Origin of the sequence: Pelomonas sp. Root1444, from assembly GCF_001426885.1 — a bacterium.
Taxonomy (GTDB): Bacteria; Pseudomonadota; Gammaproteobacteria; order Burkholderiales; family Burkholderiaceae_C; genus Pelomonas.
In genome coordinates this window covers 715,362-737,575 of sequence record NZ_LMFP01000028.1, presented here as the reverse complement: position 1 = coordinate 737,575, position 22,214 = coordinate 715,362, and the positions used below count along the sequence as shown (strand labels likewise).

The 22,214-nt window shown below is 65.9% G+C and carries 16 protein-coding genes; 15 read left to right on the top strand and 1 reads right to left on the bottom strand.

The features are described from left to right. Positions 1 to 20: 20 nt before the first annotated feature. The 6 genes from prsK (at position 21) to ASD35_RS21085 (ending at position 9,418) form a co-directional block, all read left to right on the top strand. Positions 21 to 2,156, top strand: a complete 2,136-nt coding sequence (prsK, locus tag ASD35_RS21110) for an XrtA/PEP-CTERM system histidine kinase PrsK (RefSeq protein WP_082580325.1) — start codon at positions 21 to 23, stop codon at positions 2,154 to 2,156. Continuing rightward, the gene (gene prsR / locus ASD35_RS21105) at positions 2,153 to 3,517 is read left to right on the top strand and encodes a PEP-CTERM-box response regulator transcription factor (protein ID WP_056876903.1); all 1,365 of its coding nucleotides are present in this window, start codon (positions 2,153 to 2,155) and stop codon (positions 3,515 to 3,517) included. The genes prsK and prsR overlap by 4 nt, the downstream gene beginning before the upstream one ends. Next, positions 3,514 to 6,291, top strand: a complete 2,778-nt coding sequence (gene prsT / locus ASD35_RS21100; RefSeq protein ID WP_082580324.1) for an XrtA/PEP-CTERM system TPR-repeat protein PrsT — start codon at positions 3,514 to 3,516, stop codon at positions 6,289 to 6,291. The genes prsR and prsT overlap by 4 nt, the downstream gene beginning before the upstream one ends. A 41-nt stretch (positions 6,292 to 6,332) precedes the next feature. Then, a complete protein-coding gene (locus ASD35_RS21095; RefSeq protein ID WP_056876901.1) occupies positions 6,333 to 7,610 on the top strand; it encodes a GNAT family N-acetyltransferase in 1,278 nt (425 codons plus the stop codon). A 5-nt stretch (positions 7,611 to 7,615) separates the two neighbouring features. Beyond that, positions 7,616 to 8,398, top strand: coding sequence for a serine protease (locus ASD35_RS21090; RefSeq protein ID WP_056876900.1), 783 nt, complete (start codon positions 7,616 to 7,618; stop codon positions 8,396 to 8,398). Positions 8,399 to 8,569: 171 nt separating this feature from the next. After that, positions 8,570 to 9,418 carry a PEP-CTERM sorting domain-containing protein gene (locus ASD35_RS21085; RefSeq protein WP_235538410.1) on the top strand — a complete coding sequence of 283 codons (849 nt, stop codon included), beginning with the start codon at positions 8,570 to 8,572 and terminating at the stop codon, positions 9,416 to 9,418. A gap of 147 nt (positions 9,419 to 9,565) precedes the next feature. On the opposite strand, the gene ASD35_RS21080 is transcribed toward ASD35_RS21085, so the two are convergent. Further along, on the bottom strand, positions 9,566 to 11,191 hold the full coding sequence (locus ASD35_RS21080; protein WP_056876898.1) for an FAD-binding oxidoreductase: 1,626 nt from the start codon (positions 11,189 to 11,191) through the stop codon (positions 9,566 to 9,568). Positions 11,192 to 11,483: 292 nt separating this feature from the next. Between ASD35_RS21080 and ASD35_RS21075 the strand changes: the two genes are divergently transcribed. The 9 genes from ASD35_RS21075 (at position 11,484) to xrtA (ending at position 22,195) form a co-directional block, all read left to right on the top strand. Further along, positions 11,484 to 12,032 carry an XrtA/PEP-CTERM system exopolysaccharide export protein gene (locus ASD35_RS21075; protein ID WP_369819240.1) on the top strand — a complete coding sequence of 183 codons (549 nt, stop codon included), beginning with the start codon at positions 11,484 to 11,486 and terminating at the stop codon, positions 12,030 to 12,032. A gap of 63 nt (positions 12,033 to 12,095) precedes the next feature. Beyond that, the gene (locus ASD35_RS21070; RefSeq protein ID WP_056876896.1) at positions 12,096 to 13,685 is read left to right on the top strand and encodes an XrtA system polysaccharide chain length determinant; all 1,590 of its coding nucleotides are present in this window, start codon (positions 12,096 to 12,098) and stop codon (positions 13,683 to 13,685) included. Position 13,686: 1 nt separating this feature from the next. After that, positions 13,687 to 14,673 carry an XrtA-associated tyrosine autokinase gene (locus tag ASD35_RS21065; RefSeq protein WP_056876895.1) on the top strand — a complete coding sequence of 329 codons (987 nt, stop codon included), beginning with the start codon at positions 13,687 to 13,689 and terminating at the stop codon, positions 14,671 to 14,673. Then, the gene (locus tag ASD35_RS21060) at positions 14,597 to 16,195 is read left to right on the top strand and encodes a TIGR03016 family PEP-CTERM system-associated outer membrane protein (protein WP_162254500.1); all 1,599 of its coding nucleotides are present in this window, start codon (positions 14,597 to 14,599) and stop codon (positions 16,193 to 16,195) included. Before ASD35_RS21065 ends, ASD35_RS21060 begins: the two co-directional genes overlap by 77 nt. An 83-nt stretch (positions 16,196 to 16,278) precedes the next feature. After that, positions 16,279 to 17,376, top strand: a complete 1,098-nt coding sequence (locus tag ASD35_RS21055; protein ID WP_056876893.1) for an XrtA/PEP-CTERM system-associated ATPase — start codon at positions 16,279 to 16,281, stop codon at positions 17,374 to 17,376. Positions 17,377 to 17,393: 17 nt separating this feature from the next. Further along, positions 17,394 to 18,287, top strand: a complete 894-nt coding sequence (locus tag ASD35_RS21050; protein WP_200956078.1) for an XrtA system polysaccharide deacetylase — start codon at positions 17,394 to 17,396, stop codon at positions 18,285 to 18,287. Beyond that, entirely contained in the window at positions 18,288 to 19,337 is a 1,050-nt protein-coding gene (locus tag ASD35_RS21045; protein WP_056876892.1) for a FemAB family XrtA/PEP-CTERM system-associated protein, read from the top strand. 96 nt (positions 19,338 to 19,433) lie between these two features. Beyond that, positions 19,434 to 20,627: a TIGR03087 family PEP-CTERM/XrtA system glycosyltransferase gene (locus ASD35_RS21040; RefSeq protein ID WP_056876891.1), complete on the top strand. Its 1,194-nt coding sequence runs from the start codon at positions 19,434 to 19,436 to the stop codon at positions 20,625 to 20,627. Further along, entirely contained in the window at positions 20,624 to 22,195 is a 1,572-nt protein-coding gene (xrtA, locus tag ASD35_RS21035) for an exosortase A (RefSeq protein WP_056876890.1), read from the top strand. Before ASD35_RS21040 ends, xrtA begins: the two co-directional genes overlap by 4 nt. Positions 22,196 to 22,214 lie beyond the last annotated feature (19 nt).

Here is a 22,214-nt window from a genome sequence, read left to right as displayed (position 1 = left end):
CTCCCATGCCCCGAGCCGAAATGGACTCCGTTTCAGGTGCCTTGCTGCAGGCGCTGGTCCCCTTTGCATCCTTGAGCACCCTGGGCGACGTGATCTGCTGCGCAGCCTATGGGCTGTTCGCGATCTTCTTCGCGCAGCGCCTGCTGCGGGGCCGCTTGCCTGTGACGGCGCTGGCCCTGGTATTCCTGGCGGCGCTGGCGACCAGTGCGGTCTGGGCCGGTGTCGCGCTGCTCGATGGGCTGAGGCATTGGTCCGACCATCTGCCAGCCTGGGTCGTGCTCAGTATCGACCTGCTGCGCTTCGCGCTCTGGTTCGCCTTCCTGGCGATGCTGCTGCCGCCAGCGCGCGGAGGGGGCGGGCTGGGTTGGGTGCGCCCGGTGGCCAGCATGGCGGTGCTCGGCCAACTGGCGCTGATCTGGGTCAGTGAGGGCGAAGCGCCCGGCAACATGACTCGACCGCTGGCTTTCGGCGCACTCATCCTGGCGGTGATCGGTCTGGTGCTCGTCGAGCAAATGTTGCGCAACTCGACGGCGGATGCGCGCTGGAATGCCAAGCCGGTCTGCCTGGGGCTTGGCGGCATTTTTGTCTTTGATCTTTTCATCGGCTCACAGGCAGCGCTGTTCCAGAACTTCGACGGCGACGCGGTCAGCGTGCGCTCCCTCGTGCATGCGGCTGCGGTGCCATTGCTCTTCGTCGCATCGCGTCGGCAGGGCGACTGGCTGGGCAAGCTGCATGTGTCGCGCGCGGCGGTCTTCCATTCCGCCGCGTTGCTGCTGGTCGGTGCCTATTTGCTGATGGTTGCTGGCGTGGGCTATTACGTGCGCTACACCGGCGGCCATTGGGGACGGGCGCTGTCGGTGGCGCTGGTCTTCGTCGCGCTGGTGGCGCTTGCGCTGCTGGTCGCGTCGGGCTCGATACGCGCCCGGTTGCGGGTCTACATCAGCAAGAATTTCTTCAGCTATCGCTACGACTACCGTGAGGAGTGGCTGCGCTTCACGCAGCTGCTGTCGAGCAGCGCCGAGCCGCAGCACACGGCGGAAACGGTGGTGCGGGCCCTAGCCAACCTGGTGGAGAGCCCCAGTGGCATGTTGTGGCTGCAGCGTGCCGCGGATGCCGATTTCATCCAGGCTGCGCGCTGGAACCTGCCGGCCCAGCCGGGCAGCGAGCCGCGGGACGGCACGCTGGCCACGTTCTGGCGCGAGCGTGCCTGGATCATCGACGTGGATGAGTGGCGCGAGCGGCGCGAGGCCTATCCGGGGCTGGAGCTGCCCGCCTGGCTGTCGGACGAGCCGCGCAGCTGGCTCATCGTGCCGTTGCTGGTGCGCGAGGCATTGATTGGCTTTGCGGTACTGGGCCGGCCGCGCACGGTCGTTGAACTGAACTGGGAGGTGCGCGACCTGCTGCGCACCGCAGCCAGCCAGGCCTCCGGCTATCTGGCGCAGGCACAGGCGACCGAGGCGCTGCTGGAGGCTCGCAAGTTCGACGCCTTCAACCGCATGTCCGCCTTTGTCGTGCACGACTTGAAGAACATCGTCACGCAGTTGTCGCTGATGATGAAAAACGCCAAGCGTCTGCGCGACAACCCGGAGTTCCAGCAGGACATGCTGGACACCGTCGAGAACTCGCTGGAGAAGATGCGCCAGCTGATGCTGCAGCTTCGGGAAGGCGACAAGCCCCATGGCGTCACCAGCGGCGTCGACCTCGAGCAGATCGCCAGGCGCCTGGCGGTGGCGGCATCGAGCAAGGGCAGGGCACTGGAACTGGAACTGCAGCCCGGCGTCAGCACCCGTGGCCACGCCGAGCGCGTCGAGCGCGTGCTGGGGCATGTCGTCCAGAACGCCTTCGATGCCACGCCGGCCAGTGGCAGCGTGCGCCTAACGCTCGATGCCCAGGGCAGCCAAGCCCGCGTTCGAGTGCAGGACAGCGGCTGCGGCATGAGCGAGGATTTCATACAGAATCGGCTATTCAAGCCGTTCGAGACCACCAAGGCCAGCGGCATGGGCATCGGTGCCCACGAGAGCTATCAATACGTGCAGGAATTGGGAGGCAAGATCAGCGTGCAAAGCGAATTGAACCGGGGCACCACGGTGACCCTGCTGCTGCCCTTGTTCCACGCCCAGGCCGATGCGCCGCGGGCTGCGCTCGAGGTTCGATGAGCACGCCCCGCCACGCGCCGTTGCTGATCGTCGAGGACGATTTGGCGCTGCAGAAGCAGCTCAAGTGGTCGCTGGATCGCTTCGAGTCGGTCACGGCAGACGACGTCGCCAGTGCCGTGTTGCAGTTCCGCCGCCATAACCCTGCCGTCGTGACGATGGATCTCGGTTTGCCGCCCGACCGGGACTCGGTCTCGGAAGGCTTCAAATGCCTTGAGAAGCTGCTCGAACTCGACCCCGGCGCCAAGGTCATCGTGCTGACCGGCCAGAACGACCAAGAGAACGCGCTGCGCGCCATTCGCATGGGGGCTTACGACTTCCTCGCCAAGCCTGTCGATCCGGACGTGCTGGCGCTCACGGTGGAGCGTGCGTACCGGCTCTACGAGCTGCAACAGGAGAACCGCCGCCTGCAGATGCAGCAAAGCAGCGACGTGTTCTCGGGGCTCGTCACGCGCGACCCGGGCATGCAGCGCGTGTGCCGCATGATCGAGAAGGTCGCGCCGAGCGACGCCACCGTGCTGCTGCTCGGCGAGAGCGGCACCGGCAAGGAGGTGCTGGCCCAGGGCCTGCACGATGCGTCCAAGCGCAAGGGCCGCTTCGTCGCGATCAACTGCGCCGCCATCCCCGAGACCCTGCTGGAGAGCGAGCTCTTCGGATACGAGAAAGGCGCCTTCACCGGCGCCAACAAATCGACGCTGGGCAAGATCGAGACGGCCAACGGCGGCACGCTGATGCTCGATGAGATCGGCGACCTTCCTATGCCGCTGCAGGCCAAGCTGCTGCGCTTCCTGCAGGAGCGGGTCATCGAACGGGTCGGCGGCCGGCAGGAGATTCCCATCGATGTGCGCGTCGTCGGTGCGACCCACCAGGACCTCAAGGCCCGCATCGCCGATGGCCGGTTCCGCGAAGACCTGTTCTACCGTCTCGCCGAAATCGTCGTCGACATTCCACCGTTGCGCGACCGCGTGGGTGATCCGGTGCTGCTGTCGCACGCCTTCGCGCGGCGCTTCGCGACCGACATGCGCCGCCCCGTGCCGACGCTTGCCGACGACGCCGTGCGCGCGCTGGAAACCCACCGCTGGCCCGGCAATGTGCGCGAGCTCCAGAACATCCTCAAGCGCGCAGTGATCATGGCCGAGGAGGATCGCATCACGGCGGCTGACCTTGGCCTGCGCGCTGCGCCGGAGGCTGGTGGCGATGCGACGACGCTGGACCTGCGCACGGTGCGCGAGAGCGCGGAGCGCCAGGCCGTGCTCACGGCGCTGGCTCGCACCGACGGCAACATCGTGCGTGCAGCTGAATTGCTCGGTGTCAGCCGGCCCACTCTTTACGACTTGATGAGTCGCTTGCAGATCAAATCATGAGCAATATTTCCAAGTCGACCCTGCTGGTCTGCGCCTTGGCGGCTTCCGTCGCATTGACGGCTTGTTCCGGCAAAAGTCCGGCCCAGTTGCTGGCGTCCGGCAAGGCGTCGATGCAGAAGAGGGACTTCAACGCCGCGACCATCGAATTCAAGAATGTGTTGCAGCAGGACGCGACGAACGCTGAGGCGCGGTTCCTGCTCGGCAAAAGCCTGTTCGAGATGGGGCGTCCGTCCGAAGCGCTGGTCGAGCTTGGCAAGGCTCGGGAGGCCGGTTATCCGGTTGGCGAGCTGGCGCCCATGGTCGGTGCGGCCATGATGCTGCGTGGCGAGGCTGACAAGTTCATCGCGGAATACGCTGCGGCAGAGGTGTCTGAGCCCAAGGCCAAAGCCGAGGTGAAGGCGGCATTGGCGACGGCCTATGGCGTGAAGGGCAAGTACCAGCAGTCCCGTGAGGCGGCTGAGGCTGCCTTGCAGGCCGATCCAGGCAATGTCACGGCACAGCTGCTGATCGCGCAATTGCTGCGCGTTGCTGGTGATTACGCGGGCGCGATGGCGCAGATCGAACGGACGATTCAAACCGCCCCGAAATCTGGTGCGCCCTGGTTGGCCAAAGCGGAGCAATTGGTCCAGACCAACGGGGACGCGACCAGCGCTGTCGCGGCCTATCGTGAAGCGCTTCGGCTGATGCCCGACAACCTGCGGGCGCATCTGGGGCTGATCCAGGAGCTGATCCGCCAGCGCGATTTTGACGGCGCACAGCGTCAACTGGCGCTGCTGGAAAAGCTGCAGCCCAAAGGCTTGCAAGGACGTTACTTCGCGACGATGTTGGCTTATGAGCGTCGCGACCTGAAGACGGCATTCGAGTCGGCGCAGGAATTGCTGCGGGTCGCGCCAGACAACGCGCGCTTCCTTCAGCTCGCGGGCGCGATCGAGTACGAGCGCGGCAGCTATCTCCAGGCGATCGCCCATTTGGGCAAGGCCTTGCCCAGCTCCCCCTCGCCCGTCGCGGTGCGCGTGTTGATGAGCCGCGCCCAGCTGCGGGCCGGCGACCCGGCGAAGGCATTGAGCTTCCTGCAGCCCCTGCTCGATGGCGACCGTAGGGCGCCGGCTGAGGTCTATTCGCTGGCTGCGGACTGCTATTTGCAGCAGAACGATGGCGAGGCTGCAAAGAAGATGTACGCCAAAGCCGTCGAGCTCAACCCGGACGACGCGCGCGGGCGGACGGTGCTGGCTTTGTCGCAGCTGAACGAAGGGCGTTCCGAGCAGGGCATGGCCGACTTGAAGTCGATCGCCGGTTCGACCGCGGGTGGCGAGGCAGAGGTCGCGATGATCACCGCCCATATCCAAGGCAACCGCCTGGATGAGGCGCTGACTGTCATCGACGCTCTGGAACGCAAGCAGGCGGACAAGCCTCTGGCGCCGTATTTCCGCGGGCGCGTCCAACAACTGCAGGGGCAACGCGACAAAGCGCGCGCGTCCTTTGAACAGGCGGTCGCGCGTCAGGCCTCCTATGCGCCGGCCGTCACCGCACTGGCCCTGCTCGACCTGGATGACGGCAAGCCAGCCAACGCCGCCGCCCGCTACGAAAAGCTGGTCGCGGCGGCACCTCAGGACGTGGGCGCGCGGCTCGGGCTGGTTGCCGCTCGCGCGCGTGCAGGCGCGAAGCCGGAGGAAGTACGCAACCAGCTCGAAGAGGCCGTCAAGCTCTTCCCGGAATCCGATTTGCCGCGTCTCACGTTGGTGGGCACGCTGCTGGATCGCGGGGATTTCAATGCGGCGCTGAAGGCGGCCCAGGATGGCGTGGCGCGGTTTCCCAAGAGCGCCGGACTGATACAGGCGCAAGGGTTGGCTGAGCTTGCGCTGGGCAGCCACAACCAGGCCGCCCAGTCCTTCTCCAAGGCGGCCGCGCTGCAGCCGAACTCGGTCGACCCGCTGATGCACATGGCCAATGTGCAGATGGCTCGCAAGGACATGCCCGCCGCGATCGCCCAACTGCGAAAGGTGCTGGCCATGAAGCCGGACCACCTGCCCGCGCAAGCGCGGCTGGTGACGCTGCTTGCCCGTTCAGGCAAAGCCGACGAAGCCATGAGCGTGGCCAAGAACGTGCAGAAGCAGCTGCCCAACGAACCCAGCGGCTGGCTTCTCGAAGGCGACCTGTTGGCGATGAAGGGCAACCGGACCGGCGCCGTCGTGGCGCTCAAGACCGCGTTTGCCAAGCGCGCGTCCGACGAGACAGCCATCAAGCTCCACAACGCGCTGATGGCCGCGAGCCAGACGGCAGAGGCCGACAAGCTTGGTGCCGACTGGTTGGCGAAGCGGCCCCAATCGCCGGCATTCAACTTCTATCTGGGCGAGCAGTCCATCGGCCGTCGCGACTACGAACGTGCCGAACAGTACTACCGCACGGTGATGGCGACGCAGCCCGACAATGCCGTCGTGCTGAACAACCTCGCATGGCTGCTTCACCGGTCCGGCAAGCCGGGGGCGCTGGAGATGGGCGAGAAGGCATTGGCCCTGGCGCCCGATTCCGAGGCGGTGCTAGACACGGTGGCCGAGATCCACGCTGGCGCCGGGCGGATGGACAAGGCGCTCACGCTGCAAAAGCGTGCCGTGGAGCGCAGTCCGGCCATGCCGGTGCTGCGCCTGCACCTGGCGCAGTACTTGATCAAGAATGGGCATAAGAGCGAGGCGCGCGCAGAGCTGGACCGCTTGACTGCCATGGGCAGCGGCTTTGCAGCTCAGGAAGAAGTGCAGAAACTGCTAGCCTCTCTCTAACCCATCAATCGAGCGGCGAGCTACTTTCACGAGCCAATCTGATGCAGATCAAGCAAGCGAGCCTCCGCAAGCGGATGCACCAGGGACTCAGGACGGTCTTTTCCTGGCTCCCTCGGGACGTTCGCTTCAGCATCTTTCGGGAGATGATCGATTGCGATCCGGCGCCGGACCCGCGCCTGGAGCTGAAGGTCGCAGAGACCCAGCAAGACCTCGAGGACTGCTTCCGGATCTTGCACGACGCCTACGTCGCCAGCGGCTTCATGAAGCCGTCGCCCTCGAGCCTGCGCGTCACCATCTATCACGCATTGCCGACGACGACGACGTTGTGCGCGAAGTATGACGGCCGGGTCGTCGGGACGATGTCGATGATCCGGGAAGGCGTCTTCGGCTTCCCACTGCAGTCGGCGTTCGACCTGACCGACGTTCGCGCGAGGCAGGGGCAGATTGCCGAGATCTCCGCGCTGGCGGTGCACCCGGACTTTCGCAAAACGGGTGGCGCAATCCTGTTCCCGTTGATGAAGTTCATGTACGAGTACTGCACGCGGTATTTCGATACGCGGCACCTCGTCATCGCGGTCAACCCGAACAAGATCGAGTTGTACGAATCGCTGTTGTTCTTCGAGCGCCTGCAGGAGTCGGTCGTCGACAGGTACGACTTTGCCAACGGCGCGCCGGCGGTGGGCGCCACGCTCGACCTTCCTGTGGCGAAGGAGATCTTTCGCCGTGTCTACGGCCGCCGCAAGCCGCGCAAGAACCTGCACGACTATTTCGTCAACCTGCGGCTGCCGAACATCCGACTGCCACACCGACGCTACTTCACCACCAATGACCCGGTGCTGACGCCGGCGACGCTGGACTACTTCTTCAATCAGCGGACCGATGTCTTTCGGGAGCTGGATGACAGGAAACGAGCGTTGTTGTGGTCCATCTACGACCAGCCGGAGTTCCGTACCGTGCTTCCGATGCTGGTCGGCACGGATGAGTCCTGGCAATCGATGCGGCGCCACCAGCGCTTTTCGCTGCGTTGCCCGGCCGAATTGCAGATCAAGACCGATGGTGACGAGCGGTTGGTGGTCATCACCGTCATCGAGATTTCACTGTCCGGCTTTCAAGCCCAGTCGCAGCTCGACATCCCGGTGGGCAGCCATGGCATCGCGCGCGTGGAACTCGGGGCGGAGGACCGTGCGACGCTGCCCGTGACGGTCACGCGCCGTCATGGCCATGGTCAGTTTTATGGCTTCCGCCTTGAGGAGGTCAATGACGTCTGGCGCAACTGCGTCAGCGCACTGGAAACCAGCCACGTCGCCACGGAACTGTGAACCCAATGAATCGCCGATGGGTTGGCATCTTCGTTGTGGCGATTGCAGCATGGGGCCCTGTCGTCGCCGACCCGCTGCCTGACCTGATCGCCAAGGCGAAGCCGTCGGTCGTGCTGGTGGGAAGTTACGGCCTCCTGGACAGCCCGCGCTTTGGCTTCAGGGGCACAGGGTTCGTTGTTGGCGATGGCCGTACCGTCGTGACCAACGCGCATGTCCTGCCACCAGAGATCACGGGCCGGGTGGACCGACGGCTCGCAGTCCAGGTGTGGAGCCCGCAGAGTCAATGGCAGATGCGGGAGGCTCGGCTGCTGGTCAGCAATCCGTTTCGCGATCTGGCGTTGCTGCATATCGACGGTCCGCCGCTGCCTCCGTTGGCTTTGGCCCGCGATGAACCGCGCGAGGGGCTCGCGATTGCGTTGATGGGTTTTCCGCTTGGCGGCGCGCTCGGTTTCACCCATGTCACGCACAAGGGAATCATCGCTGCCCGAACCGGCATAGCGGTCGCGGCCAACAACTATCAAGGGCTCAATGAGCGCAGCGTGCGGCAGTTGCGGGAGGGGGCTTTTGAAGTGCTGCAACTGGACGCCAACGCCTACCCTGGCAACAGCGGCGGCCCGGTGTTCAGCATTGATGACGGGGTCGTGGTGGGCGTCGTCAACATGGTGGTCGTGAAGGGCACCAAGGAGGCTGCGCTGGGAGCAGCCAGCGGCATCAGCTATGCAATCCCGGCTCACGAGATCAAGGCGCTGCTCGACAAGCTACCGGTGTTACCGGCGTCGGGCTCTTGAGATCGGCCTGGCAGGCTGTCGAGATTTCTTACACCGGGCCGCCGACCTAACCTTGCTGTTGACGGTTTTTTCTTTGTTTTCAACGGGTTGGCGCTGTTCTTCGGAGTTGGCACGATGCTTGCGAACTGTTCGTCGACCCCATTCAATGTCAACCATCAGGAGCACACCATCATGTTGACCATGAAGCAAACTTTGAAGGCCGCTGTCGCCGCAATCGGCGTGGCTGGCGCAATGTCTGCCAACGCATTCGTCGTCGGTGGCATCGACTTCGGCTCGGCGCTTAACCTGAGCCACCTCGAGACGGCCACGATGGCCCAGACCTTCATCAACGGCAACGGCCAGACGGCTATGTCGTACGGTTCGGTGTCGACCGTCAACGGCAGCAACAGCTACTGCGCTGGCGGCGGTTCCTGCGGTCTGTACTACGTCGCCTCGTTCGGCAACTCGCAGAACTTCACCGGCGGCTACGTTGAGTTCACGACGGCGACCATCTCGGTGTTCTACACGAACACCAACGTGAATCTGCTGACCCAGAATTCCGTTCAGAACCTTGCCACCATCCAGGCGATGACCCCCTGGCTGACGTTGACCGGCCACAACAACCTCGGCGGTGGTGCGGCTCCGAACGCTGTGCTGAACGGCACCGGTTCGTTCTCCGGCCAAGTTCTGAACGGTTTCGGTGGCGGTCTGTTTGACGTCTCCGTCGCAGGCCCGGGCGTGGCTGCAGTTGCTGCCGCCTTCAACACCAACACGGTGGCCGACGCCGCAACCGGCTTCGCCGACGTGCAGTTGACCTCCTCCTTCAGCAACTTCGTTCTGAACGCCAACGACGAAGCCGCCGGCCTGGCTGCTGGTTGCAAGACCGGTACGGCTGCTGCAGGTGCATGGTGCTATCAAGGCACGACCAACCTGCGCGGCACGCTCCAGCCGCTGCCTGAGCCGGCTTCGCTGGCCCTGGTTGGCCTGGGCCTCGGCGTCGCCGGTGTCCTGAGCCGTCGTCGTCGCACGGTGTCGAAGTAAGCAACTCACTTTCCGCCGCTTTGCCGCGGCGGGAGTTCAAAAGCGCCCTTGTAGGGCGCTTTTTCATTTCTGGTTTTGCCGGCGGTCAAAGGCGCAAACCGGTGCTTATGCAGCGGCCACGGGCAGCCGAACTGCTGGCCGCGCTACTCAGCGGTCTTGCGGGTGCCGGCCGGCATATCGTCCAGGCGCGATCAGATCCAGCGGGTCCAAGGCTTGGCGCAAGCGTGAAGCCACGCTGGCGTTCTCGGTCTGCCTTGCCAGGTGAGCGGCTTGGCTCTGGACATGCAGACGATAGGGATAAAAGCCCAGCCGTCGTCCGGCCTCAATGAGGTGTTCAAGACCCGTACTGGCGGCGGTTGAAGCAGTGCTGTCGCCCTTGTCGAAGAGCAGTGGCACAGTGCTGTCAAACAGTCGGTCGCCTTGGCTGGTCAACGTGATCAGCGGCTCCATGCCCAAACGCGGAAGCTCGTGCCGCGCGAAGTTGACGAAACGTCTGACGTCCGCGGGACGCATCGGAATCAACGGTGCATACCAAAGCAAGCCGCAGCCATCTGCCGCCGGGTTGCGACCGGCCGCCGGCTGGGGCAGCCGTGCACGCCAATACGCCAGCGGCAGGGCGGTTTCATTGGGCCGGCCCTGAACCAGTTCCAGCGAGGAATTGAGCGTCGTTGCACTGCGCCCCAGCCGCTCCCCCATGCCGCCGGGCAGGCGGCGGGCCAATGCGGTGAGCCACCCGGCCTGTCGAGGCGACAGGAAGAGCAGCCGGCTACCGACTCCCTTGAACGCGCGGCGAATCTCTTTCTGCGCAGCGGCGACGACACTGCGTCGGCCATAGAGGGTGGCAAACCCCGTCCATGGGGCGATCTGATACGCGCGCCCCAGTTGCTCGACCAGGTCCGGCGGCATCAGCCCGTGCGCGTCCAGTTGGCTGGCATCGGGGTAGGGTGCCGTCATGGCCAGCACCCGGTGCCTGTTCATCAGATTGACGCCACCCAGCGTTCCCGGCAACTCAACGAGCAACCGCCTCACCCTTTGTACGGCCGCTTCCAGCAGCTTGTCGTCCGCCAGACTGAACAGGCAGACCTTGGCGCATTGCGGTCGCCGCACCAGGACGATGCTCATCTTCGTGACGATGCCAAAGCCGCTCTGTGAAAACAGGCCGGTGAAATAAGGGCCGATCCCCCACTTGAACAGCCGAGCAAGTTCCGGGCTGCCAGCTTCGGCGAGTGCGCTGCGATGGATGCTGCCATCGGCAAGCACGGCTTCCAGGTCGGTGACGGCCGAGAAATGGTCGGCATGCGGTGTGATGCCATAGCCGCGTTCCAGCGCATTGGCCAGCACGCTGCAGTTCGGCCCGGCGCCAGTCACCGGGACCATGTAGTCGTGGCCGCCACGGTCCAGGAAGTCGGCGAGCATGCCTTGGGTCACGCCGGGCTCCACCGTCACCACGCCGAGCTCGGGATCGAAATCCACGATGGCCTGCAACGCGCCGAGATCGATGAGTGTCACGCAGTCCGAGGTAGGCAGCGCGCTGCCATAGCCCCAGTTGTTTCCCGTACTGATGGGATGCACTGCGAGGCGGAACTCCGCGGCGATGCGCATCAGTCCAGGCAACTGAGTCGCTGCAGCCACCCGAAGCACAGCGGCGGGCCGCTGTGGGCTATCGCTGGTGTCCTGGCAATAGCGTTGCGGGATGGCTCCATCCGTCAGCACGTTCTCGGCGCCGAGGAGCTGACGCCAGGCGTCCAGGGCGGGCAGTGGAGGTCTTGGCATGGCGTCCTTCGATCAGCGGGGTGCGCGGCCCATCTTTCGGTGAACATTGTCATTCACTCGCGGGGTCCCGGGGCGGCGACTCGGCATGCCTATGGCATCATGTTCTGCTCACTTGCGCCTGCCGGCGGCGGCGCTGGATGCAGGCCGGCCGTCGCCGCCCTAGAACCCAATGGAGTTGCCCTTGAAGCGCTTTGTCTCTTCGATGATCCGTGCCCTGTCTGCCAACCACCTGATCGATGGCAAGCGTCTGCTGATCGCCAGCGCCGCGCTGTGGTTGTCGGCCTGCTCTTTGATGCAGTCAAACAACACACCAGCGCCGGCACAAGTGGCGACCGACGACTACAGCTACGTCATCGGCGCCGGTGACAACCTCAACATCATGGTTTGGCGCAATCCGGAGCTGTCGATGTCGGTGCCGGTGCGTCCCGACGGCAAGATCGCTGCCCCGTTGGTTGATGAGATGCTGGTGCATGGCAAAACCTCGGTACAGGTGGCGCGGGAGATCGAGAAAGCGCTCGGCAAGTATGTGCGCGACCCGGTCGTCACTGTCATCGTGACGAGCTTCGTCGGCCCGTACAGCGAGCAGATCCGCGTCGTCGGCGAGGCGGCCAAGCCGCAATTCCTGCCCTACAAGCAGAAGATGACGGTGCTCGACGTGATGATCGCCGTCGGCGGCCTGACCGATTTCGCGGCTGGCAACAGCGCGACCATCCTGCGCACGGCCGAGGGCAACAAGCAGTATTCGGTGCGGCTGAAGGACCTGATCAAGCGCGGCGACGTGTCGGCCAATGTCGAAATGCGGCCTGGCGACATCCTGATCATTCCGCAGAGCCTGTTCTGAAATTGAGGGCGGCGGCCGCGAGGCGCCTCTCTCCCCTGATCGATACAACCGAGACTGTTCCCGATGGAAGTTCTCATTGCCCAGCTGCTGATCATTGTTCGGCGGATGTGGAAGTACCGCTGGGTCGGTCTGGTCGTCGCGTGGGTGACGGGGCTGGTCGGCGCCGTTGTCGTGTTCGTGCTGCCGGATCGCTACGAGGCCAGCGCCCGCATCTACGTGGACACGCAGTCCATCCTGAAGCCGTTGATGTCCGGCCTCGCCGTGCAGCCCAACGTCGAGCAGCAGGTGACGATGTTGAGCCGCACCTTGATCAGCCGGCCCAATGTCGAGAAGCTGGTCCGCATGGCCGACCTGGACCTGAAGAACCAGTCCAAGGCCCAGCAGGAAGCCACCATCGAGACGGTGACGAGCAACCTCTCCATCCAGAGCAGCGGCCGCGACAACCTCTACATCCTCGGCTACCGGGACAGCGACCCCGAGACCGCCAAGCGTGTCGTGCAATCCCTGGTGTCCATCTTCGTGGAGTCCAGCTTGGGGGCTACGCGCAAAGACACGTCGACGGCGACGACCTTCATCAACGAGCAGATCAAGAACTACGAGAACAAGCTGGAAGAAGCGGAGACGCGTCTGAAGGAATTCCGGCTGAAGAATCTGTCGAACATGGCCGGCGACGGCAAGGATTCGGCGGCGCATATTTCCGAGATCAGCGCCCAGCTTGAACGGGCCCGCCTGGAATACCGCGAGGCAGTCAACGCCCGTGATGCGGCCAAGGCCCAGCTGGATGCCGAGAAGACGCGCGGCGGCCAGAGCACGCAGCAGAGCCTGATGCAGGAAGCCAATGCGGCCGTGTCGACGCCCGAACTCGATGGGCGCCTGGCCGAGTACCGGCGCAATCTGGACTCCCTGCTGCAGCGTTTCACCGATCAACACCCCGACATCATCTCGACGCGCAAGCTCATCAAGGATCTGGAAGAGCAGCGCAAGCGTGAGATCGCGGAATTGCGCAAGGCGGCCGCAGCGATGCCGATGGTGGGCATGGGCCAGGGCGGTGGCGGTAGCCCCGCGTCGCAGGAGCTGGTACGGATCCTGGCCACCACCGAAGTCCAGGTCGCGTCACTGCGTGCACGGGTGGACGAGTATTCCAGCCGCTATGCACAGGCGATGGCCGCGCTGAAGACGGCACCGCAGATCGAAGCCGAAGCGGCTCAGCTCAACCGCGACTACGCCATCCAGAAGAAGAACTACGAGGATCTGGTGCAGCGGCGCGAGCAGGCTTCGATGTCGGGCGAACTGGACGTTGCTTCGGGCGTGGCCGACTTCCGTGTCATCGACCCGCCGCGCGCCAACCCCAAGCCGGTCGCGCCCAACCGCCTGCTGCTGCTGGCCGGGTCGATGGCCGCGGCGCTGGGCATCGGCCTTTTCACGACCTTCGCGGCCAGCCAGCTGCGGCCGGTCTTCCATGATGCCGACGACCTGCGCACGCGTGTGGAACTGCCCATTCTGGGCGTCGTAACCCGCCTGGTGACCGATGCCGACCGGGTTCGGCAACGCGTCGACCTGATCCGCTTCTCCGCGGGCGCGGGTGGGTTGTTGGTGATGTTTGCCGTCGCATTGACGGTCTTGGCCGTGCAACTGAGCCGGCAGGTGATCTGACATGACCAGCTTGATCGAACAGGCCGCACAGCGGCTAGAGCAACTGCGCCAAGCCGGCGTGGTGCTGCCGGGAGACGAGCAGATCGTGTCTGCCGCTCAGCCGGCTGCCACGCCGCTACCCACCGCTGCTGCCGGGGTGCCTGCCGCCCCTGCATCCGCCGACGCCCCGCGCCCGGTTGGCATCTCGCTGGTTGATGATGGCCCCCATCCGTCGTCCAAGCGCGTCGAGCTCGATGTGGTGGCGCTGGCCGCCCAGGGTTTCCTGATGCCGCACATGCCGCGCTCGCAGACGGGCGACCAGTACCGCGTCATCAAGCGGCCGCTGATCAAGAACGCGATGGGCAAGGGCGCTGCGACCATCAACCACGCCAACCTGCTGATGGTGACCAGCGCGCTGGCCGGCGAGGGCAAGAGTTTCACGTCCATCAACCTGGCGCTCAGCATCGCGGCCGAGTTGGACAACACCGTCATGCTGGTGGATGCCGACGTGGCGCGCCCGTCGGTGCTGCGCATGCTGGGCCTCCCCCAGGGCCCAGGCCTGCTCGACGTGCTGGAGGAGCGTGTCGACATGTCCGAGGTGCTGCTGCGCACCAATGTCGAGAAGCTGACCATCTTGCCCAGCGGCACGCCGCACCCGCGGGCCACGGAACTGCTCGCCAGCGATGCGATGAGCCATTTGCTGGACAACATGGCCAAGCGCTACCCCGACCGCATCATCATCTTCGACTCGCCGCCGTTGCTGCTGACAACGGAGTCCCGCGTGCTCGCCTCGCACATGGGTCAGATCATCATCGTCGTCCATGCAGAGAAGACGGCGCAGAGCGCCGTGCAGCAGGCGCTGGCCACCATCGAGAGCTGCCCGGTCAAGATGATGCTGCTCAACCAGGCCAGCCCGAATGCCGCCGGCGGTTATGGCTACGGGTACGGCTACGGTTACGGATATGGCTACGGCTATGGATATGGCAGCAATGACTCGGCGCAGAGCTGAGCCGCGCTGTCTTGCCTTTGCCGCCGCCGCCTGGGCGATGGCCGCGCATGCCCAGCAAGGCCTGACCGCTGCTCCGGCCGGGAGCATGATCGTCCAGCCTCGCATCGGCGTGATGCAGACCTGGACAGACAACCTGCGCCTTCAGGAACACGACAAGGATGCAGCGTTGATCACGACGCTGTCGCCGGGCATCCGCATCCTCAGCAACAGCGGTTCGTTGCGCGGCAGCGTGGACTACACGTTGAACGGCATCGCTTACCTGAAGAGCGACCAGCCGGCGCGGTTCCAGAACTCGCTGGTTGCCAATGCCCAGGCCGAGTTGATCAGCCGCACGCTGTTCGTCGACATGCGGGCCAACATCGGCCAGCAAAACGCGTCAGCCTTCGGTCAGCAGAGCGCGCCGACGCTGGGCTCGCAGGGCGCGGTGAACAACCTGGCCAACCAAAACCAGCATGAAACCGGCACGCTTGCGATAGCGCCGTCGCTGCGCGGCATGTTGGGCGGCGTGGCCACCTACGACCTGCGCAGCGAGTTCACACGCACCGAGGCGCGCGGCACCAGCCTCGGCGACAGCCGCGGCAGCAGTGGCACGCTGCGCATTGACCAGTGGAATGCGGGCATGCTCGGCTGGTGGCTACAGGCCAACACTCAGCAGGTCAAGCCCAAGACCGCGCGGTCCAACCGCAGCGAAACCTTGAAGGCCGGCGTGAACTACCGCCCCGACCCGGACTGGTTTTTCACGCTCGATGCCGGCCGGGAGCGCAACGACTTCCTGGGTTCTGGCACGCAGGACGGCCCGACTGGCGGCGTCACCGCGGAATGGACGCCCACGCCGCGCACCCGGATGGGCGCCAACTGGCAGTACCACGACTACGGCAACAGCCATGGCCTGACCTTCGAGCACCGCATGGCACGCTCGGTCTGGCGTTTTGCCGACATGTCGACGACGACGCTCGGCAACACCGGCGCGCCCGGTGGGGTGCGCACCTATTACGACCAGTTCTTCCTGCTGTTTGCTTCGGTGGAGCCCGATCCTGTCCAGCGCGATATCCGCGTGCGGCAAGAACTTCAACGGCAAGGCCTGTCGCCGGATGCGCCATTGGCCAACGGGTTCCTGTCGACCGGTCCGAGCCGGCTGCGCAGCCAGCAACTCGGCGTCACGCTGCAAGGCGTGCGAAGCAGCCTGTCCGCGCAGCTCAGTCGTTCAATCACGCGGCGTCTGGGCAGCAACCTGAACCAGGGCGATCTCGCCAACACCTCGCGCGTCGAGCAGCGGTCCTATGCACTGACCGCCAGTCACCAGCTGACGCCGCTGTCGGGCGTCTCGCTGACCGCCTCGCGCCAGGAATCCACGGGCGATTTCGCCAACCAGGCCATCCAGCTGACCAGCTGGATCGCCAGCTGGAATGCCCGGCTGGGGCCGCGCCTCAATGGGCAGCTCGGCGCGCGTCACAGCCGCTTCGAAGGCGCCGCGCCGTACACCGAGAATGCGGTCTACGCCAATCTGACCCAACTGTTCTGACATGAAACGACTCCCACGCTCGCACTGCTCGCTGCCCCCCAAGCGGGCGCGTCGGTGTTTCCGGGCGGCCGGGGACCACTGACATGTACGAAGCCTTCTACGGCTTGAGCAGCAAGCCTTTCCAGCTCAGCCCTGACCCGAACTTCTACTACGGCAGCAAGCAGCATCGCCGGGCCAAGGCCTACCTGGACTACGGCGTGCTGCGCAATGACGGCTTCATCGTCATCACCGGCGAGATCGGCGCCGGCAAGACGACGCTGCTGCGCGGCCTGCTGGACAGCCTGAACCGCAGCAACGTCGTCATCGGCAACGTCGTGACGACCCAGCTCGACGCCGAGGACACGCTGCGCATGGTCGGCGCGGCCTTCGGCGTGCGCGTCAAGGACGCACCCAAGTCCGAGCTGCTGATGACGCTGGAGGCCTTCTTCGTCAACCAGGTCACGCAGGGCAAGCGTTGCCTGTTGATCGTGGACGAGGCGCAGAACCTGACGGCACGCGCGGTCGAGGAACTGCGCATGCTGTCGAACTTCCAGTTCAGCAACCAGTCGCTGCTGCAGACCTTTCTCGTCGGCCAGCCGGAATTCCGCAGCATCCTGCAGAAGCCGGAGATGGAGCAGTTCCGCCAGCGTGTTGCGGCCACCTGCCACATCGGCCCGCTGGACGAGGACGAGACCCAGCGCTACATGGAGCACCGCCTGAAATGCGCGGGCTCCACCGGCAAGCCGACCTTCGACCACGACGCCTTTCCGGCCATCCACAAGGCCAGCAACGGCATCCCGCGGCGCATCAACCGGCTGTGCGACCGACTGCTGCTGCTGGGCTTCATGCAGGGCCGCTCGCACCTGACGCTGGCGGACGTGAAGGAGGTGCTGCGCGACATCGCGCAGGAGAGTGAGGCGCCGCGCAACAGCGACCTCGGTGCGCTGGACAGTGCGCCCTCCAAGCTCCCGGACAGCCGTCCCGGCGCGCTCGACAGCGCGCCTGGCGCGCTTGACGTGTCGCGACTGAAGATGAGCCTCGCCGAGGTGGACGGTCTGTCCAGCGAGATCGCCGCCCTCAGCGCCGACCATCACACCGACCGCCTGCAGCGCCTGGAGCGCAGCATGATGCGCTTGGAGCGCATCAACCTGCAGACGCTGGCCCTGCTGCAGAAGCTGGTCGACGCGGTCAAGCAGCATTGAAATCCAACGAGATCGCCATGCTGATGCCCACCCAGACCCCGGCCCTGCGCAATGCGATGAGCATCGACGTGGAGGACTACTTCCAGGTTTCGGCTTTCGCGCCCTACATCCGCCGCGACGACTGGAACGGCCTGGAGTGCCGCGTCGAGCGCAACATCGACCGCATCCTGGCGCTGCTGGCCGAGAAGAACGTGCGCGCCACCTTCTTCACGCTGGGCTGGATCGCCGAGCGCTATCCGCAGGTCGTCAAGGCCATCGTCGCCGGTGGCCACGAACTGGCCAGCCACGGCTACGGCCATGAACGCGCCAGCGACCTGAGCCCCGCTGCCTTCCTCCAAGACATCGCCAGCGCCAAGAAGCTGCTGGAGGACCTCGGCGGCGTGCCGGTCGTCGGCTACCGCGCGCCGAGCTTCTCCATCGGCAAGGCCAACCTCTGGGCCTTCGACGTGCTGCGCGACGCGGGCTATCGCTACTCCAGCAGCGTCTATCCCATCGCCCACGACCACTACGGAATGCCCGATTCGCCGCGCTTCGCCTACCCGGTGCGCGAGGGGCTGCTGGAGATCCCCGTGACCACGCTGCGCGTCGGCTCGCGCAACCTGCCGAGCAGCGGCGGCGGCTACTTCCGGTTGCTGCCCTATGCGCTGTCGCGCTGGATGATCCGCCGCGTCAACGAGACCGATGGCGAGCCGGCGGTCTTCTACTTCCACCCCTGGGAGATCGACAGCGAGCAGCCGCGCATCGCCGGCATTGACGCCAAGACGCGCTTCCGCCACTACGTCAACATCCCGCGCACCCATGACCGCATCGCCCGCCTGCTGGGCGACTTCCGCTGGGGCCGGATGGATGAAATCTTCCTCGGCCGCGAGGCCAGCCCGCGCGCGAACGCGCCCTCGCTGAGCCCGGCCTGAATGACCAGCCCTCTTCGCATTGCGCGCCTGGCCGCGCAAGACCAAGCCTTGTCCGCGCGCTGGGACGCCTTCGTGCTGGCCCACCCGCAGGCGACCTTCTTCCACCGCAGCGGCTGGCTGCGCGTCATCGAACGCAGCTTCGGACATCGCGGCTTCTTCCTGTACGCCGAGCGTGACGGCGTCATCGAAGGCGTGCTGCCGCTGGCGGAGGTCAAGAGCCGGCTGTTCGGCCACTCGGTGGCCAGCCTGCCGTTCGCGGTCTACGGCGGCGTGGCCGCGCTGAACGACGAGGCGGCGGCGGCCCTCGAAGTCGAGGCCGAGAAGATCGCCAGAGGGCAGGGCGCCGAGCATCTCGAGTACCGCAACCTCGGCGCCACGCGGCACGCCGACTGGCCGCGCCAGGACCTCTATGTCACCTTCCGCAAGGAAATCCTGCCTGATGAAGAAGCCAACATGCTGGCCATCCCGCGCAAGCAGCGGGCCATGGTGCGCAAGGGCATCAAGAACGAGCTGAAGGCGGAGGTCGACGCGGGCGTCGACCGCTTCTTCGACCTCTATGCCGACAACGTGCACCGGCACGGCACGCCGGCGATGCCGAAGAAGTACTTCCAGGCTTTGCTTGACGAATTCGGTGCGGACGCCGAGGTACTGACCGTGACCGGCCCGGATGGCAAGCCGCTGTCCTCCGTGCTGAGCTTCTACTTCCGCGACGAGGTGCTGCCCTACTACGCCGGCGACGACGAGGCCGCGCGCGACCTGGCCGCCAACGACTTCAAGTACTGGGAGCTGATGCGCCGTGCCTGTGCGCGCGGCCTGAAGGTCTTCGACTACGGCCGCAGCAAGCAGGGCACGGGCTCGTTCTCGTTCAAGAAGAACTGGGGCTTCGAGCCCCAGCCGCTGAGCTACGAATACCGCCTCTTCAAGCGCGACGCGATCCCCCAGAACAACCCGAACAACCCGAAATACCAGCTGCTGATCAAGACCTGGCGCAAGCTGCCCATCGGTGTCGCGAACTGGCTCGGGCCCTTCATCGTGAAGAACCTCGGCTGAGAAGGCGGGTCAATTGAAGATGCCCCCACGCTCACTTCGTTCGCTGCCCCCCCGAGGGGGCGCGTCAGCGCTTTCGGGCGGCCGTGCGGCGCTGACATGAAGGTCCTCTACCTCGTCCACCGCCTGCCTTACCCGCCCAACAAGGGCGACAAGGTGCGCTCCTACCACCTGCTCAAGCATCTGGCGGCGCGGCACGAGGTGCATCTCGGCAGCTTCATCGACGACCCCGACGACGAACAGCATCTGCCGCGCGTGCGCGAGCTGTGCGCCGGCCTGCACGTGGCCAGGCTGCACCCACGCACCGCCAAGCTGCTGAGCCTGCGCGGCCTGGCAAGCGGCGAGCCCTTGAGCCTGCCCTACTACCGCGACGCCGGCCTGCAGGCCTGGGTGGACGAGACGGCCGCCCGCGTGGGCTTTGATGCCGTGGTCGTATTCAGCGGCGTGATGGCCCAGTACACGCGTGGCCTGAAGGGCGTGAAGACGCTGGTGGATTTCGTCGACGTGGACTCCGCCAAGTGGCGCGACTACGCGCCCGAGCATGCGTGGCCGATGTCCTGGCTCTACCGGCGCGAGTTCACCAAGCTGCTGGGCTTCGAACAGCGCGTCGCGCGCGAGGCCGAATGCAGCTTCTTCGTGACCGACAACGAGGTCGCGCTGTTCCGCGAGCTCAGCCCCGGCCAGCCGTTGCGCCTGGCGGCCCTGGGCAACGGCGTCGATGCCGACGTCTTCGCGCCCGACCCTGCGCGGGCCAGCCCCTTCGCAGCTGGCGAGCTGCCACTGGTCTTCACCGGCGCGATGGACTACTGGCCCAACATCGATGCGGTGACCTGGTTCGCCACCGACATGCTGCCAACGCTGCGCGAGCGCTTCCCGGCGCTGCGCTTTCACATCGTCGGCCGCAGCCCCGCGCCGGCCGTGCGCGCGCTCGCTGGCGATGCCGTCAACGTGACGGGCACCGTGCCCGACGTGCGGCCTTACCTGCAACATGCGGCCGCCGTCGTCGCGCCGCTGCGCCTTGCGCGCGGCATCCAGAACAAGGTGCTGGAGGCCATGGCCATGGCACGGCCGGTCGTTGCCGCCGGCAGCTGCGTCAAGGCGATCACGGCCGATGCCTTGCCGGGCCTGCTGCCTGCCGACGCTGCGGCCGGTTATGTCGAGCATGTCGCCGCCTGGCTGGCCGATCCTGCTGCTGCCGACATGGCGGGCCGCGGCGCGCGCGACTTCGTGCTCGGCGCCTACAGCTGGGACGCGCACCTGGCCGGGCTGGACCGCCATTTGGAGGCTGCATGATCGACCTGCCCCGGCCCTGGAGACTGCCGCTGCTCGGCCTGGCGCTCGCCTGGGGGCTGCTTGCGGCCCTCTACTGGGACACCGGCGCCGCCATGGTGGTCATCTGGAACCGCTCGGAAACTTTTGCCCACGCCTGGGTGGTGCCACCCATCTCGGCCTGGCTGGTCTGGCGCCGGCGCGCGGACCTGGCCGTGCTGGTGCCCCGGCCCGCGTTGCGCTGGCTTTGGCTGATGCTGCCCTTGGGCCTGCTGTGGCTGCTGGGCGACCTCGCGGCCGCCAACGCGGCGACGCAGTTCGCGCTGATGGGGATGATCGCCGTCATGGTGCCGGCGGTGCTCGGCACGGAGGCGGCGCGGCGCATCGCCTTCCCGCTCGGCTTCCTGTTTTTCGCGGTGCCCTTCGGCGATTTCCTGACGCCCTGGTTGATCGACCGCACCGCCGACTTCACGGTGCTGGCCTTGCGCGTCACCGGCATCCCGGTGTTCCGGGAAGGGAACCAGTTCGTCATTCCCACCGGCTCCTGGTCGGTCGTGCAGGCCTGCAGCGGCATCCGCTACCTGATGGCCTCGTTGATGGTCGGCACGTTGTTCGCGTACCTGAACTACCGCAGCTACCGCAAGCGCTGGGCCTTCGTCGGCGTCGCCATCGTCACACCACTGATCGCGAACTGGCTGCGCGCCTACATGATCGTCATGCTCGGCCACCTGTCGGGCAACACGCTGGCGGTCGGGGTGGACCACATCATCTACGGCTGGGTCTTCTTCGGCCTCATCATGCTGGCCATGTTCATGATCGGCGCACGCTGGTCCGACCCCGATCCCGACGCGCAGCCCGCGCCGGCCAACGCGGCCACGCAGCCGGCGTCCGCCGCACGCTGGTCCGGCGCCGTGCTGGCCGCGATGCTGCTGCTGGCGCTGCCGCAGGTGCTGCGCTCCCAGGCCCAGGGTGCAGCGGCTCAGGGTCAGCCCATGCTGGCAGCGCCCGTGCTGCCGGGCTGGCGCTGGCAGGACGAGCCGATGACCAGCTGGCACCCGCACTTCCAGAACCCGGCCGGCGTGCTGCACGGCCGCTTCGAGCCCGAGGCGGGCGGCCCGGCCATCGGTGTCTACGTGGGCTACTACCGCGACCAGCGCTATGGCCGCCAGCTCGTCACGTCGGTGAACCGGCTGGTCAATGACGGGGCCGACCAGGACTGGTCGCAGACGGCCGGCGGGCGGGCGACGCTCGACGCGCCCGGCGCGCCGCCGGCCTGGCTGACCGCTGAACTGCGCGGGCAGGCCCTGGGCACCATCAGCGGCGACGGCAGCAGCGCGCCGCGCCTGCGCGTCTGGCAGACCTACTGGATCAACGGCCGCCCCTTCATCAGCGATTGGCAGGCCAAGCTCTACGGTGCCTGCATGGGCCTGCTGGGGCAGGGCGACGATGCCGCCGTCGTGCTGGTCTATGCCGACAAGGCCACGGTCGGGGCCGACGACGCGCGGCTGCGTGAGTTCCTGCGTACGAACTGGGCCCCGCTGGACACCGCTTTGCGTGGGGTCCGCGACCGCGGCGCCGTGCACAAGCAGTGACAATCACGCGCCTTCAAGA